Here is an 18,170-nt window from a genome sequence, read left to right as displayed (position 1 = left end):
ATGGATAGTTTGCACCAATGTAGTGCTTCAGTCTGAGATTTGAGCACCATATTGGTGCAATTTTCGTTGTAGCTCCCTTTTTTGCTCCGTGAAAGCGATCACAAACCCTTACTTTTTACATTGTTTGTAAAAGTTCTTTGTGATCCTGTTATGTCCTTCGATTAATACGTGTACAATAACGCGCTATTTCTAATGCCTGAGGCAAAGTTGTGATCGAAAATCTGCGTAATATCGCCATCATCGCGCACGTTGACCATGGTAAAACTACCCTGGTTGATAAGCTGCTGCAGCAATCTGGTACTTTCAGTAATGACCGTGCTGAAGCTACTGAACGCGTGATGGACTCCAACGATTTGGAGAAAGAGCGTGGGATTACCATCCTCGCTAAAAACACCGCTATCAAATGGAATGACTACCGTATCAACATAGTTGATACCCCTGGGCACGCCGACTTCGGTGGTGAAGTTGAACGTGTAATGTCCATGGTAGACTCCGTTCTGCTGGTCGTTGATGCAATGGATGGCCCAATGCCGCAGACGCGCTTCGTAACCAAAAAGGCGTTTGCCCATGGTTTGAAGCCGATTGTTGTAATCAACAAAGTTGACCGTCCTGGCGCGCGTCCTGACTGGGTTGTTGATCAGGTCTTCGACCTGTTCGTAAACCTCGACGCAACCGACGAGCAACTCGATTTCCCAATCATCTATGCATCAGCATTGATGGGTATCGCGGGTAACGATCACGGTGATATGGCGGAAGACATGACCCCGCTGTACCAGGCGATTGTTGACCACGTAAAAGCACCAACCGTTGACCTCGACGGTCCGTTCCAGATGCAAATCTCCCAGCTCGACTACAACAACTATGTTGGTGTTATCGGCATCGGTCGCATCAAACGCGGTAAAGTGAAGCCTAACCAGCAAATCACTATCATCGACAGCGAAGGTAAAACTCGTAATGGTAAAGTCGGTAAAGTACTGACCCACCTTGGCCTGGAGCGTATTGAATCCACCGAAGCGGAAGCCGGCGACATCATCGCGATTACCGGTCTGGGCGAGCTGAACATCTCCGACACCCTTTGCGATACGCAAAATGTTGAAGCGCTGCCAGCACTGTCTGTTGATGAACCCACTGTTACCATGTTCTTCAACGTCAACACCTCTCCGTTCTGTGGCAAAGAAGGTAAATTCGTTACCTCTCGTCAGATTCTTGACCGCCTGAACAAAGAGCTGGTGCACAACGTTGCACTGCGTGTTGAAGAAACCGAAGATGCGGATGCATTCCGTGTATCCGGTCGTGGCGAACTGCACCTGTCTGTACTTATCGAAAACATGCGTCGTGAAGGCTTCGAACTGGCTGTGTCCCGTCCGAAAGTAATCAACCGTATGATCGATGGTCGTATGCAAGAGCCGTTCGAGAACGTGACTCTGGATATCGAAGAACAGCACCAGGGTTCTGTGATGCAGGCGATGGGCGAGCGTAAGGGCGATGTCAAAGACATGATCCCTGACGGCAAAGGCCGTATCCGTCTGGATTACCTGATCCCAGCACGTGGCCTGATCGGCTTCCGTACTGAGTTCATGACCATGACTTCTGGTACTGGTCTGCTGTACTCCACATTCAGCCACTACGACGACGTGAAACCAGGCGAAATCGGCCAGCGCCAGAACGGCGTGCTGATCTCTAACGGCCAGGGTAAAGCAGTAGCGTTTGCGCTGTTCAGCCTGCAGGACCGCGGTAAGCTGTTCCTGGGTCACGGTGCAGAAGTTTATGAAGGCCAGATCATCGGTATTCACAGTCGTTCTAACGACCTGACTGTAAACTGCCTGACCGGTAAGAAACTGACTAACATGCGTGCGTCCGGTACTGACGAAGCAACAACTCTGGTTCCTGCATTGAAGATGTCTCTGGAGCAAGCTCTGGAATTCATCGATGATGACGAACTGGTAGAAGTTACTCCGACTTCCGTACGTATTCGTAAGCGTCACCTGACTGAAAACGACCGCAAACGTGCGGGTCGTGGTAGCAAAGAAGCGTAAGTTTCTTTTCTGCAAAGCATTGAAGCCCTGCCTGTTTAGGCGGGGCTTTTTTTTGCCTGCAACTTCGCATAACACGTATCCCTTTCTTCACCAGCGATAGTCAAAGCCTTCCTTTACCGCTACAGTTATTTGTCCATGCGCAAAGGAGAGGCTTATGCTGTATATCTTTGATTTAGGTAACGTCATTGTTGATATCGACTTCAACCGCGTGATGGGGGTCTGGAGCGATTACAGCCGGGTGCCACTGGCGAATTTGCAAAAAAGCTTTGTGATGGGGGATGCTTTTAAGCGCCACGAACGTGGGCAGATTACCGACGAAGAATTCGCCGCAGCGGTATGTGACGAAATGGGTATGGCGCTAAGCTTTGATCAGTTCTCTGCCGGCTGGCAGGCAATTTTTGTTGGCTTGCGTCCGGAAGTCATCGCCGTCATGAACAAACTTCGTGAACAGGGGCACCGTGTCGTGGTGCTCTCTAACACCAACCGCTTACACACTTATTTCTGGCCCGGTGAATACCCGCAAATCGCCGAGGCGGCAGATAAAATCTATCTGTCTCAGGAAATGGGAATGCGCAAACCGGACGTCGAGATCTACCAAAAACTTCTCGAAACAGAAGGTTTTTCTGCGAATGAGGCGGTCTTTTTTGACGACAACGCCGATAATATAAAGGGAGCTGAGCAGTTGGGTATCACCAGCATTTTGGTGACCGGAAAAGATACGGTGCCCGGATATTTTGCAAAAAACCTATGATAAAAGACGTTCATCGCAAAACGAGTAACCGCCTCAGGCCATGTATCGCCTGGGGTAAGTTGCTCTGGCATCGCATCGATCAGGACAATATGACCACGCTTGCAGGTAACCTTGCTTACGTGTCATTGCTCTCGCTGGTACCTTTGGTTGCGGTGGTGTTTGCGCTGTTTGCGGCTTTTCCGATGTTCGCCGACGTCAGTGTTCAGCTTCGGCATTTTGTTTTCTCAAATTTTCTGCCTGCTACAGGCGATATCATCCAGCGCTATATCGAACAGTTTGTTGCTAACTCCAACAAGATGACCGCGGTGGGTGCCTGTGGGCTTATCGTCACTGCTTTGCTGTTGATGTATGCCGTTGATAGCGCGCTCAATACAATCTGGCGCAGTACGCGTACGCGGCCAAAAATCTATTCGTTTGCCGTCTACTGGATGATTTTAACGCTTGGGCCATTGCTGGCGGGCGCGAGCCTGGCGATTAGTTCGTATCTGCTCTCACTACGATGGGTGACGGGGTTTAACAGCACGATTGATATCGTGTTACGTGTTTTCCCGTTGCTGCTATCCTGGCTGTCATTCTGGATGTTGTACAGCATTGTCCCCACTACTCGTGTCCCGGTGCGCGACGCACTGGTTGGCTCGCTAGTAGCGGCTCTTTTGTTTGAGCTTGGGAAGAAGGGCTTTGCCCTCTACATCACCATGTTTCCCTCTTACCAATTGATTTACGGCGTGTTAGCCGTGATCCCCATTTTATTCGTCTGGGTCTACTGGACCTGGTGTATCGTGTTGCTCGGCGCCGAAATTACTGTCACTCTCGGCGATTACCGAAGACTTCGCATAGAAGCTCAGCAGGAAGAATTGGAAGAACCATGATCGCATTAATTCAGCGCGTCACCCACGCTAGCGTCACCGTGGCGGGTGAAGTAACGGGTGAAATTGGCCCAGGACTTTTAGTGTTATTGGGTGTCGAAAAAGAAGATAACGAACAAAAAGCGAATCGTCTTTGCGAGCGGGTTTTGGGTTATCGTATTTTTGGCGATGAAAACGACAAGATGAATCTTAATGTTCAGCAAGCGGGTGGCAGTGTGCTGGTGGTGTCGCAGTTTACCCTCGCCGCTGATACCGAACGCGGTATGCGTCCGAGCTTTTCTGGCGGAGCAGCACCGCAACTTGCCGAAGAGTTATATGAATACTTTGTTCAACGTTGCCGCCAGCAGGGCATTGTGGCCGAAACAGGGCGCTTCGCCGCCGACATGAAAGTCAGCCTGACCAACGATGGCCCGGTGACGTTTTGGTTACAGGTCTGAATTCGCAACTTACACGGTCCCGCGTAACAAGAGAGAGTACATGTATGTATCACCTTCGCGTACCGCAAACCGAAGAAGAGCTTGAGCTCTATTACCAGTTTCGCTGGGAGATGCTGCGTAAGCCGCTGCATCAACCTAAAGGCTCCGAACGCGATGCGTGGGATGCCATGGCCCATCACCAGATGGTGGTGGATGAAGAAGGCAATCCTGTCGCCATTGGTCGCTTGTATATCAACGCCGATAACGAAGCTGCTATTCGTTTTATGGCGGTTCACCCTTCGGTGCAAGATAAGGGGCTGGGTACGCTGGTGGCGATGACACTTGAGTCTGTCGCGCGCCAGGAAGGGGTGAAACGTGTGGTGTGTAGCGCACGTGAAGATGCCGTCGAGTTCTTTGCCAAATTGGGATTTGAGAATCAGGGCGAAATCACCACGCCTTCGACCACGCCGATTCGCCACTATTTGATGATAAAACCCGTCGCTTCGCTGGACGACATTCTCCATCGTGCAGACTGGTGCGCTCAGTTACAGCAGGCCTGGTATGAACACATCCCGTTAAGTGAAAAAATGGGCGTGCGCATCCTGCAATACACCGGGCAGAAATTCATTACCACCATGCCCGAAGCGGGTAATCAAAATCCCCATCAAACCTTATTCGCCGGTAGCCTGTTTTCGCTCGCTACGCTGACCGGTTGGGGGCTGATCTGGCTGATGCTGCGCGAGCGTCATCTCGGCGGCACGATTATTCTTGCCGATGCGCATATCCGATATAGCAGTCCGATCACCGGAAGGCCTGGAGCCATTGCTGACTTAGGCTCGTTGAGTGGCGATCTCGACCGCCTGGCGCGTGGCCGCAAAGCTCGCGTTGCATTGCAAGTTGAGCTTTTCGGCGATGATACGCAAGGTGCTGTTTTTGAAGGGGTGTATCTGGTACTGCCAGCTAAACCTTTTGGCCCGCTTGAAGAGGGCGGGAACGAAGAAGAATAATAGGTGAAGAATAACTGCCCGGCGCTTACACGCCGGGTACTTCCCCATTCTGCATTGTTTGCTGTACTTGTTTGCCATCGGTTCCGCTGGCTTGCAAGTTACCGTTTACTGTCGGTTTTAGAGGTGTTTGTGCCGCAAGATTTCCGGTGACGGAAAGTTGCAAATTACCATTCCCTTCGAGTGGTAATGACGGCCATCCCCATTGTTGTAAGACGTTTATCGGCACCGAACGGCCACGAAGGTTAATTGCAGCATTTCGCTGTGGAGCCTGCGAAACTGCACCCGTCGCTTCCAGCATGCCTTCTCCCGCAAAAGCACTTAATTCCGTGATCGTGATTTGGCTGTCAGTTGCATTCAATGAAATAGACGGCCTGCGAACATCCACACGGTTAAACGTGGCGGCTGCTGCATTCAGGGTTAAGTTTCCGCTCCAGACACCCCACTGGTGGTTGCGCACCACTTCGATATTATTCGCTGTGCCGTCCAGCGCCGTGAGCTGGAACGGGAAGGCAGGATCGATATCAATAACCAGGTTTCTGTTAGCCGTGAGTTTTTTAATCGATACCGAATTCAGCCATTCCGGTAAAGGTTTCATCCAAAGCGCTTTCCAGTCGGCGGGCAGCGTATATTCCAGTCCTGCAAAAACCAGCTCATCGAGCGCGAGTTTTTTCTCATTGCGTTGCCACTCGCCTGAAGCGCGGACCATGCCTCTTTCCCAGCGGGAAGTGAACTGGCGTAGCGCAGCCGTTTGCTGATTAAAATCGACGTTTGCGATGGGGTCGTTCAAATGTAATGCGCCAATAATGAAATCACTGGCGTTCATTGACAGCCGTCCGTCATCACTTTGCCATCCGCCTTTTGCCAGCGTCAGGTTGCGCAAACTCAGATCTAAATCGGTTACCGCCCAATCTTTCCCTTCCAGTCGCGCGTCGGTGACTTCCAGGTTATCAATTTTTAGCGAAGGAATGGTGGTAAGCGGGGCCAGGAAATCGGTAATTGATTTTTCAGTTTGCAGGCGAATATCGTTCAAACGCAGGCTACCAATTTGCCATGAACCGTCAGCAAGGCGCCTGGCGTTGCCGGTAAGCGAGCCGCGAGCCATATCCGCCCCGATAGTGGAAAGCGTCACCTGCTCGTTATTAATCGCACCCTGCAATAACACGTTGGTCGCTGGAACACCGTTGAGCGTCATGGACCCGGCACTAAACTGAATATCTGCGGTACTTCCCAGCACTTTACCTTTCGTCGGTTGCCAGGGCTTTACACCCCCGTTGACGCGTTGGGCATGTAAATCCCATTCGGTATTTGGACTGTTGAGTGCCATATCACTTAATTGCAGCATGTCGGCCTGGAATGGCAGCGGGGCGGCGTCCGGGCTGATGTTTAACGTTCCGTTTTGCAACAAAATATTGTCGACGTGCAGAGGATCTGAGAACTGACGTGAGCTAAGCCCAATATCAATATTCTTTGCAACCAGCGTCGCCGGTTGGCCTTTGCGCCCGAAAGTGACATTCGTCAGAGTGACATGCGTGGGTGATGCCCAACGATGATCCATCTCTTCAAAAGAGAAATTGTAATCACTCTTCTCATTAACCCAACTGCTAACCTGGGCGGCGCCCCAACGGGTTTGCAGTAAAAGATAAGCAGCAAGAAGCAGTACAAGTACGACAACCAATAACGCAATGATTAGCTTTCCGAGAAATTTCATTGTCTTCCATCCCATGAAGTTTCGGTAAAGGGTTTTATGCCCCATTTACCGTTATAGCTCAAGGATGGGATTGTCAGGAGGGGTAACACGCGCTGGCGTAAACAAATCGCCAGCGCGTGAAGTACATCAATTTTTCTCAGGTGGGAAAATCAGGTTTAACACGATAGCGGTGATACCACCGGCAGCAATACCGGAAGAGAGCAATGTCTTCAGCCATTCAGGTGCAAACTGCAAAATCAGTGGCTGCTGAGAAACACCCATACCGACCGCCAGGGACAGCGCAATAATCATAATTGCGCGGCGGTTCAGAGGTTCACGAGAGACAATACGCACGCCGGATGCGGCGATGGTGCCGAACATCACGATAGTTGCGCCGCCCAGAACTGGTTCGGGAATGTGTTGTACGAATCCGCTTACTGCTGGGAACAGGCCCAGCACAATCAGCATCAGCGCAACGACAAAACCGACATAGCGGCTGGCAACGCCAGTAAGCTGAATAACGCCGTTGTTCTGGCCGAAGCAAGAGTTAGGGAAGGTGTTGAACACGGCGGAAACGCAGGAATTCAGGCCGTTCGCCAGCACGCCACCTTTCAGGCGCTTCATATACAGCGGGCCAGAAACCGGCTGTTCGGAAACGTCAGACGTTGCCGTAATATCGCCGATAGTTTCCAGAGACGTCACCATAAACACCAGCATCAGCGGGATAAGCAAATTCCAGTCGATACCCAACCCGTAATAAAGCGGCGTTGGCACCATGATCAGGTCTGTATTGGTTGATGGCGCGACGTTCGGCAGCATGCCCATCGCCCAGGCCAGCGCATAACCTACCGCCATCGCGATAACCAGTGACGCTACACGTAAGTAAGGGTTTCGCTGACGGTTAAGCAAAATAATGACCAGCAGCACGGCACCTGCCAGCAGCAGATTTTTCGGCGCGCCAAAGGTGTGGTCGCTCATTGCACCGTAGCCACCACCAATGGATGTCAAGCCAACCTGAATCAGCGACAGGCCGATAATCATCACCACTACACCAGAAACCAGTGGCGTAATAATGCGACGAGCCAGATGCAGAAAGCGCGACAACAGCATCTCTGTGCAGCTTGCCAACATCAACGTGCCGAAGAGTGCGGCCATCATGGTTGGTACATCGGCACCGCCATTTTTCAATGCCATGCCGCCCATAATCAACGGTGAAACAAAGTTAAAACTGGTGCCCTGGATAGACAGAAGCCCAGAGCCAACCGGGCCCCAGGCTTTAATCTGGATAATCGATGCTACGCCTGAGGCGAACAAAGACATGCTGATAATGTGTTGGGTATCTTCAGCCGGAAGTCCCAGCGCCTGACAAATCAACATCGCAGGCGTGATAACCGCTACAAACATCGCTAATAAGTGCTGCCCGGCAGCAAAAAGTGTTTGTGGAAGAGGAGGGCGATCCTCGAGGCGGTAGATCAATTCACTGGAATGAGTCTTAGCAATCGGTTGCGCATCGTCTGACTCAACAGCATTAACAGACATCGGAAATTATCCCCAGGAGAAAAAACGGTGATTTTAGCGGACTGAATGGTAAAAGCAAACGTTTGCTACCGAAGTTTCATAAGATAAAAAGTGTATATAACGACCTTTTTATATAACTTTCAGCTGTTTTTTGGTTAAAATCCAGCTGCTGACTTTTCTAAACCCTGAAATTCCAGTGAAGGATAATTAAAAGCGTCTGTGAGAAATATGCGCAAACAGGAGCACTTCTATGTTTTATCTCGACACACTTTCTACGCTTGTTGCCGCAACTCTCGTGTTGTTACTGGGCCGTAAAATGGTCCATACCATACCGCTGTTAAAAAAATACACTATCCCTGAACCGGTAGCGGGTGGACTCTTAATCGCTCTGGCCTTGTTGGTGCTCAAAAAGAGCGTCGGCTGGGAATTTGAATTTGATATGAGCCTCAAAGACCCTTTGATGCTCGCCTTCTTTGCCACCATCGGCCTTAACGCCAACCTTTCCAGCTTGCGTGCGGGTGGCAAAGTTGTCGGTATTTTCCTGGTTGTGGTTGTTGGTTTGCTGGTGATGCAAAATGCCATCGGTATTGGTATGGCGAGCCTGTTGGGCCTTGATCCATTAATGGGTTTACTGGCAGGTTCTATTACGTTATCGGGCGGACATGGTACGGGAGCGGCCTGGAGTAAGCTGTTTACCGAGCGCTATGGCTTCCAGAACGCCACTGAAGTTGCGATGGCTTGCGCAACGTTTGGTTTAGTGTTGGGCGGTTTGATTGGCGGGCCGGTGGCGCGTTATCTGGTCAAACACTCATCCACGCCAAATGGCACACCTGAAGATAGCATTGATCCCACCGCTTTTGAAAAACCGGCTGTCGGGCGCATGATCACCTCCATGGTGATGATTGAAACCATTGCGATGATTGCTATCTGCCTTACCGTGGGTAAGTTTGCGGGCCAACTCATTCAAGGCACGAGCTTTGAATTACCGACGTTTGTTTGCGTGTTATTTGTTGGGGTTATCCTCAGCAACACACTCTCACTGCTCGGCTTCTATCGGGTATTTGAACGTGCAGTTTCCGTGCTCGGGAACGTCTGTTTGTCGCTGTTCCTCGCTATGGCGCTGATGAGCCTGAAGCTGTGGGAGCTGGCTTCTCTGGCGTTGCCAATGCTGGCGATTCTGACGGTGCAGACCATCTTTATGGCACTGTATGCCATCTTCGTGACGTATCGTTTGATGGGTAAAAACTATGATGCGGCGGTCCTTGCTGCGGGGCATTGTGGTTTTGGCCTGGGCGCAACGCCTACAGCAATCGCTAACATGCAGGCGATTACTGAGCGCTTTGGCCCGTCACACATGGCGTTCCTGGTGGTGCCAATGGTTGGCGCGTTCTTTATTGATATCGTCAACGCGTTGGTAATCAAGATGTATCTGATGCTGCCAATCTTTGGCTAAGCATCAGGCATTTGAATAGCGTTCCGTTTCAGGCATCCAGCGTTCAATGAGCGCGGTTGCCTGCTCGGGATAGCGTTCATGGATATGGCGCGCAAGGCGCTGTACTTCTGGAATCATCGCTTGATCGCGCAGCAAATCAGCTACTTTAAACTCGGCATTCCCCGTCTGGCGCGTGCCGAGTAATTCACCTGGCCCACGAATTTCTAAATCCTTTTGTGCAATCACAAAGCCATCATTGCTGTCGCGCAACACCTGCAATCGTAGCTGCGCCGTTTTTGATAGCGGTGATTTATAAAGCAACACGCAGTGGGATGCGACGGCACCACGGCCAACACGGCCACGAAGCTGGTGGAGTTGCGCAAGACCGAGACGTTCTGGGTTTTCAATAATCATCAGGCTGGCATTCGGCACATCCACACCCACTTCAATAACCGTTGTGGCGATCAACAGATGAATCGAGCCTTCTTTGAAAGCCTGCATCACGGCCTGCTTTTCTTGAGGCTTCATGCGGCCATGAACCAGGCCAACGTTCAGATTCGGCAGGGCAGCTTTTAACTCATCCCATGTGACTTCCGCGGCCTGGGCTTCCAGCAATTCAGACTCTTCTATCAGAGTACAGACCCAGTATGCCTGGCGACCTTCATTGCTACACGCTTCTCGCACTCGCTCGATAATATCGTTGCGGCGCGTATCAGGGATCGCAACAGTGGTTACTGGCGTACGGCCTGGTGGCAGCTCGTCGATAGTGGACGTATCCAAATCGGCATATGCCGTCATCGCCAGCGTGCGCGGAATTGGGGTTGCAGTCATGATAAGTTGATGCGGATGGAATCCCTGAATCTGACCCTTTTCCCATAGCGCCAGGCGCTGATGGACGCCAAAGCGATGCTGCTCATCAATGATAACTAACGCGAGCTGTGAGAACTGCACCTGTTCCTGGAAGATCGCGTGCGTTCCCACCACCATCGACACCTGGCCGCTGGCTATTGCGTCTTGCTGAGCGATACGGGCTTTGCCTTTCTGCTTACCCGCAAGCCAGCCCACTTCGATTCCCAGTGGTGCAAACCACTGGCGGAAGTTGTTGGCGTGCTGCTCGGCGAGCAATTCGGTGGGTGCCATCAGGCCTACTTGTTTGCCATGAGCAATCGCACGCAGTGCGGCGAGCGCGGCAACCAGCGTTTTGCCCGACCCTACATCACCTTGTACCAGACGCATCATCGGTACATCGAGTGCTAAGTCGTGTTCGATTTCTGCCACGACCCGTTCTTGCGCCCGGGTTGGTTTAAACGGCAGCGCGGCTAACAAGCGGTTTTTTAACTCGTCATGATTATGCAACGGCAACGCATGATAACGCTGGGCACCTGCGCGCAACGCGAGCATGCTCAGGTTATGAGCCAGTAATTCTTCGAGGATTAAGCGCTGTTGAGCCGGGTGCTTCCCGGTTTCCAGATCGGCTAACTGCATGGTTGGCGGCGGGCGATGCAGAGTGCGCAACGCTTCTGGCAGGCTCATCATTCCCTTGCTCAAATCAGCCGGGAGCAATTCGGCAATGGCGCAGGTATCCAGCAATTCCAGGGCCTGGTCGGTGAGTTTGCGCAGTGTCGCCTGACGAATGCCTTCCGTTGTGGGGTAAACCGGCGTCAGCGTTTCTTGTAATTCTGGTGTGCTGAGGTCGCCCTGAATACGGTATTCCGGGTGAATCATTTCCGCGCCGTGCGTGCCGCGTTTCGCTTCACCATAGGCAAGCACGCGTTTACCGGCCGAGAGGCTGTTTTTCATTGCGGCATTGAAGTTGAAAAACCGCATGGTCAGGATGCCGGTGCCATCAGAAATCTGGCAGGTCATCATACGGCGGCGGCCAAAACTGATATTACAGTTCAGCACTTCACCTTCCACAGTGGCGTAAACACCCGGTATAAGGTCGTTAATCGGGTAGAGATGGGTGCGGTCTTCGTAGCGAAGCGGAAGGTGGAGAAGAAGATCCTGAATGGTATACAGGCCAATTTTGGCCAGTTTGCCACTCTGACTGGCACCCACTCCGGCAAGCGTACTTAACGGTATGGCATCCAGCAAACGGCCTTTCATCCAACTACTCCGCAGATTGCATTGTGGCCCACCATGCGGCATCAGCTTCTATCTCACCTTGCTGATTCACATGCGGGTAGGGCAAACCTTTACGGCGAGAAACTCGTGCCAGTACCGGGTAGCCGCCTTCAAACAGCAGTCGCTGTTGCTCAGACTCCGGCAGGGTACTGTTTTCGCGTTGATACATTCCGGCATTCTGACGTTGGCGCTGCGCTTCATAAAGAATGAGTGCGGAAGCCACGGAAACGTTTAGAGATTGCACCATGCCAATCATCGGAATAATGATGTCCTGGTCAGCCAGCGCTAGTGCTTCCTGAGTAATACCGGTTTTTTCCTGACCCATCAGAATGCAGGTCGGGCGCGTGTAATCAATCTCGCGAAAATCGACGGCTTTATCCGAAAGGTTGGTGGCGAGGATTTGCATCCCGTTGTTTTTCAGATGGCTAACGGCATCGCCAATATTGCGATGTGTTTTCACTTCAACCCAGGAGTTACTTCCGGCAGCAGAAGAGGCCATGGTACGCATTCTGTTACCCGGCCAAACCGCGTGAACTTCATGCACGCCCACTGCATCAGCGGTGCGAATAATCGCCGAGACGTTATGGGGTTTATGGACCTGTTCCATGCAGACGGTCAGATCAGGCTGACGCCTGGCAAGCATCTCGCAAATACGCGCATAACGTTGAGGATTCATAACACTAGTTTCGGTTGCGGGTAACTTTAATGACATCCGGCATTACGCGAATCTTGCGCATAACATTGGCCAGATGAACACGATCGCGAGCAGATAAACGAATGAACGCGCTGTAAACGCGGCCATCTTTCTCTTCAGTATTCAGACTGTGGATATTCGAGCCTGCGGTGTTGATTGCCGCGGTCAGGTTTGCCAATGCACCCTGATGGTTGAACATATCCACTTTAATTTCAGTGAGGAATTCTTGCTCGGTCTCTTTATCCCACTCGACCGCCATAAACTTCTCGGCTTCTTTTTGGTAGCCACGGATATTACGGCAGGACTCATGGTGGATAACTAACCCTTTGCCAGGGCTGACGTGAGCCACAATCGGGTCGCCAGGAATTGGGCGGCAACACTTCGCGAAAGTAATCAGCACGCCGTCAGCGCCTTTGATAGGCAGGTGGCTGTGTGCGGGGGTATTTCCTTGCGCAATTACCGATGATTCACCTTGCAGATTCTTCGCCACCACTACGCTCATGGCGTTGCCTAAACCAATTTCAGCCAGCAAATCGTCAAGCGTGGCGAGCTTCATACGCTCAAGCTCACGTTGAATATTTTCCGGCGGAACTTCAGCAAGTTTTCGGCTGCCACCTAACGCATGGTTAAGCAGGCGACGACCCAAGCTGACGGAATCGTCTCGTTTGAGGTTTTTCAGCATCTGGCGAATTTTGGCGCGCGCTTTCGAACTTACAACGAAGTTCAGCCAGGCAGCGTTAGGGCGAGCACCCGGTGCGGTAATGATTTCGATTGTCTGGCCGCTGCTGAGCGACTGTGACAGCGGATAGGGTTGCCTGTCGACACGTGCGCCAACGCAGGCATGGCCGATGTCAGTATGCACGGCATAGGCGAAATCGACAGGCGTCGCGCCCGCCGGCAATTCGACGATGCGCCCTTCCGGGGTGAAAACGTAAATCTCATCCGGGAACAGATCGGATTTTACGCTCTCGATAAATTCAAATGAGCTACCGGCGCTTTGCTGCAACTCAAGCAAGCTCTGCATCCAGCGCTGGGCGCGGATTTGCGCGGTAGTACCACTTTCACCTTGCTCTTTATAAGCCCAGTGAGCGGCAACACCCATTTCTGCCATCTGATCCATGTCTTCGGTACGGATTTGCACTTCAACCGGCACACCGTGCGGGCCAATCATTGAAGTATGCAGCGATTGATATCCGTTCGCTTTTGGAATGGCGATATAGTCTTTTACCCGCCCTGGACGGGGCTTGTAGAGGCTATGCATCTGCCCAAGAACGCGATAACAGGTATCCATATCGTGAACAATTACGCGGAAAGCGTAGATATCCATAATCGAGTGGAAACGCTGCTCTTTAAGCGTCATTTTGCAGTAGATGGAGTAAAGATGTTTCTCGCGGCCACTGACGCGGCAGGGAATGCCTGCTTCTTGCAAACGCCCGTCGATTTCCGAGAGAATTTTTTGAATCATCTCTTTGCGGTTACCACGTGCGGCTTTCACGACTTCTTTAATGACGCGATAGCGATTCGGGTAAAGCGCTTCAAAGCCCAGTTCTTCCAGCTCAGTTTTCAGATGATGAATACCAAGACGGTGTGCCAGGGGGCTATAAATTTCGAGGGTTTCGCGAGCAATGCGGCGACGCTTATCAGGGCGCAACGCCCCAAGAGTGCGCATGTTGTGCGTACGGTCAGCGAGTTTGATCAGAATGACGCGGATGTCTTGCACCATCGCCATGATCATTTTGCGGAAGTTTTCAGCCTGAGCTTCTTTCTTATCGCGGAATTTCAGTTTGTCGAGCTTAGATACCCCTTCCACCAGTTCGGCAACGCTTTTGCCAAACAGTTGTTCCATATCCTGGTAGGTGGCAGGGGTGTCTTCAATCACATCATGCAGTAGAGCGGCCATCAGCGTTTCATAGTCGAGTTTCATCTCGGCCAGAATGCAGGCAACAGCTACAGGATGGGTGATATAGGGTTCACCGCTTGAACGTGCTTGTCCCTCGTGAGCATCACGCGCAACAAGGTATGCTTGCCGAAGTCGCTTAATCTGCTCCTCGGGCAAGTATTGTTGAATCAGTTGATTCAGGCTTTCAAACAGATACAAGGGCTACCCGCAGGCTAATTAACGACGACCTTCAGCAATAGCGGTAACAGCCTGCAATTCTGCGGCTTCCTGCTCTTGCTGTTCCTGGCGATCACGAACATCGAGAATCTGGTTGGTAATCAACCCTTCTTCGATTTCGCGCAGTGCGATTACGGTCGTTTTGTCGTTTTCTTCAGCAACGAGTGGATCTTTACCACCAGTTTGCATCTGACGAGCGCGACGTGCGGCGACCAGAACCAGGTCAAAACGGTTACCAATTTTCTCAACAGCGTCCTGAACAGTTACGCGTGCCATAATTAAAATGCTCCACAGATGAAGAAATGACTGGGCATGATACTGAAACTGGGCTCAGTCTGCCAATAGTTTGCTGATTAAAGCGTCATGTCGCGCTTTTTGGCGACCCATTCGTAGACGCTCGGCACGAATGATAATTTTTAAATCTGACAGTGCGGTGTCAAAATCGTCGTTGACGATTAAATAGTCATATTCAGCGTAATGGCTCATTTCTGCAACAGCCTGTTCCATACGCTTCGTGATAACTTCTTCACTATCTTGCCCGCGACCACGCAGACGCCTGTCCAGCTCGTCTTTTGACGGCGGCAGAATAAAGATACTGCGGGCTTGCGGCATTTTCTCACGGATTTGCTGCGCGCCTTGCCAGTCAATATCCAGGAAAACGTCAACGCCGGTTGCCAAAACTTGTTCAATGGCATGGCGAGAAGTGCCGTAGTAATTACCGAACACTTCCGCATGTTCAAGGAATGCGTCTTCAGCAATCATCTGCTTAAACTCTTCCTTTTCCACGAAGAAATAGTGCTCGCCATGTTTCTCTCCCGGACGAATACCACGAGTGGTATGGGAAATAGAAACTTGCGTGTCGTACAGCGGTTGTGTCTTTAACAAAGCCTGGATGAGGCTGGATTTTCCTGCGCCACTTGGAGCGGAAACAATATAAAGCGTGCCTTGAGCCATGAGTTCTAACTTATTCGGTAAGCATAAAAAGAAGTGCGTATACCGGCCTATTATACACGGCGTCTTCCCGTCACGGTGAATTTGTCACGTTCAATGGCAATATTTCTGCCATTTTGCGTAATACTTTCCAAAGAACACATCGTGTTACTGCAACAAATTAACTTCCTCTGAAAGCTTCACGCACTCTGCTGAATCACCATTCGTCATGTTCACTTCCTGGCGTTATACCTCCCTGAGTTTGAAATGGAGGGATTTATGTTGTGGATAACAAAACTTATCGGTTTGCTGGTTTTGCTCAGCGCAGTGGCATCAGCAACCTGTCCTGACTGGTCGCCTGTGCACGCCCAGAAGGAGATGGGAAAACTGAACGAAAAGCTTACAGAATGGGATCGAGCCTATTACCAACAAGGTACCAGCGTTGTCAGCGATGAGACGTACGATGGTCTACGCAGCCAGTTTAATGAATGGCAGCATTGTTTTAACCCAGCGGAGCAACCGCAAGAACCTCAGCTTTTCACCGAGGGGAAAGTGCTGCACCCGATTGCTCATACCGGTGTTAAAAAACTTCCGGATGCTGCGGCTGTTGCACAGTGGATAAATGGCAAGTCAGATCTTTGGGTACAGCCCAAAGTGGATGGCGTTGCGGTAACACTGGTTTATCAACAGGGTCGTTTGCTCAAACTCCTTAGCCGTGGCGATGGCGAGAAAGGACAGGACTGGACGGCAAAAGCCAAAATGATTGATGCCATTCCTAAAATGCTTTCCGGTCGGCTGGCTAACAGTGTTTTACAGGGAGAGGTTTTCTTGAAAAGGGAAAATCATGTACAGAAAACAATGGGGAGTATCAGTGCCAGAGGAAAAGTCGCGGGTGCCATGATGCGCAAGGGGGATGCTGGATTACTCAAGGAATTGGGGATATTTATTTGGGCGTGGCCCGATGGCCCCGCTGACATGAATCAAAAGCTAAATTCGCTTGATCAAGCTGGTTTCTCACTGACTAAAACATGGTCAAAACCTATTAAATCCATGAGCGATATCGCCACACTACGGGAGTCCTGGTTTGCGGGCCCCCTACCGTTTGTGACGGATGGGATTGTCATTCGCCAATCCCAGGAACCAGCTGGAAAGCATTGGCTTCCCGGTAAAGCAACATGGGTGATCGCCTGGAAGTTTCCACCTGCACAGCAACTTGCAGAAGTTAAAGATATTCAATTCTCGATTGGACGAACTGGAAGAATTACCGTTGTCCTAAACCTGAATCCTTTACAGGTTGATGATAAACAAGTTAAACGCGTCAATATCGGTTCAGTTAAACGTTGGCAGACTATGGATATTGCGCCCGGTGATCAGGTGATGGTGAGTCTTGCTGGGCAAGGGATTCCACGAGTTGATGAAGTGGTATGGCGCGTCAGTCAGCGTAGCAAGCCACAACCCCCATCAAAAGAGATGATTACGCCTTTAAGTTGCTTGTATTTTGAACCCCGGTGCCGTGAGCAGTTTATTGCTCGACTGGCATGGATAAGCTCTCCCGCAGTTTTGAATATCAACGGTGTGAGCGTAAGTTCCTGGCAGCAACTTCAACAAAAATTGAGCCTGCAACATATCTTTTCATGGTTGGCGCTCACACAGGAAGAGTTATCAAAAATTAACGGTTTCTCTTCAGCCAAAACCGTGCAACTTTGGCAGCAATTCACGAAAACACGGCAGCAGCCGTTTAAACAATGGTTGATGGCATTCGGCCTGCCGCTTCCAAGAGCGGTACTCACGACAATGCCGGATTCACAATGGCTGCATTTAGTCGCCCGGGATGAACTCAGCTGGCAAAAGCTTCCCGGTATCGGTCCCGGGAGAGCTAAAAAGTTGGTGGAGTTTGTGAATCATCCCCAAATTGCTGCCCTTGCGGCCTTTCTGGCGCAGCATGGAATCCAGGGATTTAGCGACTAGTGATCCGCGTGCTTGTAATGAAACACGGGCAAACCAAGGCGCAGGCGCAACGCCAGCAAACGCGTGGTGAAGCCGAATATTAATGTGGAAATGATAACGACGTCCTGGTTGGAAACGTAGTGCTGCAAAACGATGTAAAGCACCGCAGAGGCGAACGCAATGCCTGCGTACAATTCCTTCTGAAACACCAGTGGGATGCGTTTACAGAACATATCGCGTAGAACACCGCCAAACACACCCGTTATCACGGCTGCAATTATTGCGATAATTGGCCCTTCACCCATATCCAATGCAATTTGCGCACCGATGATAGAGAACACCACCAGACCCAGGGCGTCCAGCACCAGAAAAAGACGGCGTAGGTGAGGCATTACAGGAGCAAACACTGTTGTGAGTACCGCCGCGACGGCAACAATGATGACATATTCAGGATGCTTCACCCAACCCAGAGGGTAGTGTCCCAGGAGGATATCGCGTACTGAGCCACCACCAAGAGCCGTGGCAGTTGCGATGATAATCACACCGAAAGTATCCATACGACGGCGGCCAGCCGCTAACGCGCCGGTCATTGCCTCGGCAGTAATGCCGACCAAATAAAGAATATGTAACAGCATTGATACCCCCA

15 protein-coding genes are annotated in these 18,170 nt (G+C 51.1%); 7 read left to right on the top strand and 8 right to left on the bottom strand.

Annotated elements, in window-relative coordinates:
- Positions 1-209 precede the first annotated feature (209 nt).
- The 5 genes from typA to fabY all read left to right on the top strand — a co-directional run bounded on the left by typA (position 210) and on the right by fabY (position 5,076).
- Positions 210-2,036, top strand: a complete 1,827-nt coding sequence (typA, locus tag DY231_RS23235) for a ribosome-dependent GTPase TypA (RefSeq protein ID WP_115631696.1) — start codon at positions 210-212, stop codon at positions 2,034-2,036.
- A 154-nt stretch (positions 2,037-2,190) separates the two neighbouring features.
- A complete protein-coding gene (gene yihX / locus DY231_RS23230; RefSeq protein WP_115631695.1) occupies positions 2,191-2,787 on the top strand; it encodes a glucose-1-phosphatase in 597 nt (198 codons plus the stop codon).
- Positions 2,784-3,656 (top strand): virulence factor BrkB family protein, encoded by an 873-nt coding sequence (locus DY231_RS23225; RefSeq protein ID WP_034499965.1) that lies wholly within the window; start codon positions 2,784-2,786, stop codon positions 3,654-3,656. The genes yihX and DY231_RS23225 overlap by 4 nt, the downstream gene beginning before the upstream one ends.
- Complete coding sequence (dtd, locus tag DY231_RS23220; protein WP_034499967.1) at positions 3,653-4,090, top strand: D-aminoacyl-tRNA deacylase; 438 nt, start codon at positions 3,653-3,655, stop codon at positions 4,088-4,090. Before DY231_RS23225 ends, dtd begins: the two co-directional genes overlap by 4 nt.
- Before the next feature lie 44 nt (positions 4,091-4,134).
- Positions 4,135-5,076, top strand: coding sequence for a fatty acid biosynthesis protein FabY (fabY, locus tag DY231_RS23215; RefSeq protein ID WP_034499970.1), 942 nt, complete (start codon positions 4,135-4,137; stop codon positions 5,074-5,076).
- Positions 5,077-5,101: 25 nt separating this feature from the next.
- Here fabY and DY231_RS23210 read toward each other — a convergent pair whose 3' ends face one another.
- Both DY231_RS23210 and DY231_RS23205 read right to left on the bottom strand, forming a co-directional pair.
- Entirely contained in the window at positions 5,102-6,784 is a 1,683-nt protein-coding gene (locus tag DY231_RS23210; protein ID WP_115631694.1) for an AsmA family protein, read from the bottom strand.
- 126 nt (positions 6,785-6,910) lie between these two features.
- Positions 6,911-8,302, bottom strand: a complete 1,392-nt coding sequence (locus DY231_RS23205; RefSeq protein WP_115631693.1) for a nucleobase:cation symporter-2 family protein — start codon at positions 8,300-8,302, stop codon at positions 6,911-6,913.
- Between the two features lie 229 nt (positions 8,303-8,531).
- On the opposite strand from DY231_RS23205, the gene gltS reads away from it, so the two are divergent.
- Positions 8,532-9,734, top strand: coding sequence for a sodium/glutamate symporter (gltS, locus tag DY231_RS23200; RefSeq protein WP_115631692.1), 1,203 nt, complete (start codon positions 8,532-8,534; stop codon positions 9,732-9,734).
- A gap of 3 nt (positions 9,735-9,737) precedes the next feature.
- Here gltS and recG read toward each other — a convergent pair whose 3' ends face one another.
- The 5 genes from recG to gmk are packed head-to-tail and all read right to left on the bottom strand — an operon-like array spanning position 9,738 to position 15,601.
- The gene (recG, locus tag DY231_RS23195; RefSeq protein ID WP_115631691.1) at positions 9,738-11,819 is read right to left on the bottom strand and encodes an ATP-dependent DNA helicase RecG; all 2,082 of its coding nucleotides are present in this window, start codon (positions 11,817-11,819) and stop codon (positions 9,738-9,740) included.
- A gap of 4 nt (positions 11,820-11,823) precedes the next feature.
- Positions 11,824-12,513 carry a tRNA (guanosine(18)-2'-O)-methyltransferase TrmH gene (gene trmH / locus DY231_RS23190; RefSeq protein ID WP_115631690.1) on the bottom strand — a complete coding sequence of 230 codons (690 nt, stop codon included), beginning with the start codon at positions 12,511-12,513 and terminating at the stop codon, positions 11,824-11,826.
- A gap of 4 nt (positions 12,514-12,517) precedes the next feature.
- A complete protein-coding gene (gene spoT, locus DY231_RS23185; protein WP_115631689.1) occupies positions 12,518-14,629 on the bottom strand; it encodes a bifunctional GTP diphosphokinase/guanosine-3',5'-bis pyrophosphate 3'-pyrophosphohydrolase in 2,112 nt (703 codons plus the stop codon).
- A gap of 18 nt (positions 14,630-14,647) precedes the next feature.
- Positions 14,648-14,923: a DNA-directed RNA polymerase subunit omega gene (gene rpoZ, locus DY231_RS23180; RefSeq protein ID WP_034499980.1), complete on the bottom strand. Its 276-nt coding sequence runs from the start codon at positions 14,921-14,923 to the stop codon at positions 14,648-14,650.
- Positions 14,924-14,977: 54 nt separating this feature from the next.
- Positions 14,978-15,601, bottom strand: a complete 624-nt coding sequence (gene gmk / locus DY231_RS23175) for a guanylate kinase (protein WP_034499981.1) — start codon at positions 15,599-15,601, stop codon at positions 14,978-14,980.
- A 255-nt stretch (positions 15,602-15,856) separates the two neighbouring features.
- On the opposite strand from gmk, the gene ligB reads away from it, so the two are divergent.
- A complete protein-coding gene (ligB, locus tag DY231_RS23170) occupies positions 15,857-17,545 on the top strand; it encodes an NAD-dependent DNA ligase LigB (protein ID WP_256682697.1) in 1,689 nt (562 codons plus the stop codon).
- Here ligB and DY231_RS23165 read toward each other — a convergent pair.
- On the bottom strand, positions 17,542-18,159 hold the full coding sequence (locus DY231_RS23165) for a trimeric intracellular cation channel family protein (protein WP_115631688.1): 618 nt from the start codon (positions 18,157-18,159) through the stop codon (positions 17,542-17,544). The two genes, ligB and DY231_RS23165, sit on opposite strands and share 4 nt — an antisense overlap.
- Positions 18,160-18,170 lie beyond the last annotated feature (11 nt).

Source organism: Buttiauxella agrestis, from assembly GCF_900446255.1.
Classification (GTDB): domain Bacteria; phylum Pseudomonadota; class Gammaproteobacteria; order Enterobacterales; family Enterobacteriaceae; genus Buttiauxella; species Buttiauxella agrestis.
The sequence above is the reverse complement of the archived record's forward strand: the minus strand, read 5'-3'. Positions and strand labels throughout refer to the sequence as shown.

Bases quoted from the DNA above. Each gene is read 5' to 3' on its own strand.
- yihX (WP_115631695.1), top strand. From the start codon at position 2,191: ATGCTGTATATCTTTGATTTAGGTAACGTCATTGTTGATATCGACTTC.
- DY231_RS23225 (WP_034499965.1), top strand. From the start codon at position 2,784: ATGATAAAAGACGTTCATCGCAAAACGAGTAACCGCCTCAGGCCATGT.
- dtd (WP_034499967.1), top strand. From the start codon at position 3,653: ATGATCGCATTAATTCAGCGCGTCACCCACGCTAGCGTCACCGTGGCG.
- fabY (WP_034499970.1), top strand. From the start codon at position 4,135: ATGTATCACCTTCGCGTACCGCAAACCGAAGAAGAGCTTGAGCTCTAT.
- DY231_RS23210 (WP_115631694.1), bottom strand. From the start codon at position 6,784: ATGAAATTTCTCGGAAAGCTAATCATTGCGTTATTGGTTGTCGTACTT.
- DY231_RS23205 (WP_115631693.1), bottom strand. From the start codon at position 8,302: ATGTCTGTTAATGCTGTTGAGTCAGACGATGCGCAACCGATTGCTAAG.
- gltS (WP_115631692.1), top strand. From the start codon at position 8,532: ATGTTTTATCTCGACACACTTTCTACGCTTGTTGCCGCAACTCTCGTG.
- recG (WP_115631691.1), bottom strand. From the start codon at position 11,819: ATGAAAGGCCGTTTGCTGGATGCCATACCGTTAAGTACGCTTGCCGGA.
- trmH (WP_115631690.1), bottom strand. From the start codon at position 12,513: ATGAATCCTCAACGTTATGCGCGTATTTGCGAGATGCTTGCCAGGCGT.
- rpoZ (WP_034499980.1), bottom strand. From the start codon at position 14,923: ATGGCACGCGTAACTGTTCAGGACGCTGTTGAGAAAATTGGTAACCGT.
- gmk (WP_034499981.1), bottom strand. From the start codon at position 15,601: ATGGCTCAAGGCACGCTTTATATTGTTTCCGCTCCAAGTGGCGCAGGA.
- ligB (WP_256682697.1), top strand. From the start codon at position 15,857: ATGTTGTGGATAACAAAACTTATCGGTTTGCTGGTTTTGCTCAGCGCA.
- DY231_RS23165 (WP_115631688.1), bottom strand. From the start codon at position 18,159: ATGCTGTTACATATTCTTTATTTGGTCGGCATTACTGCCGAGGCAATG.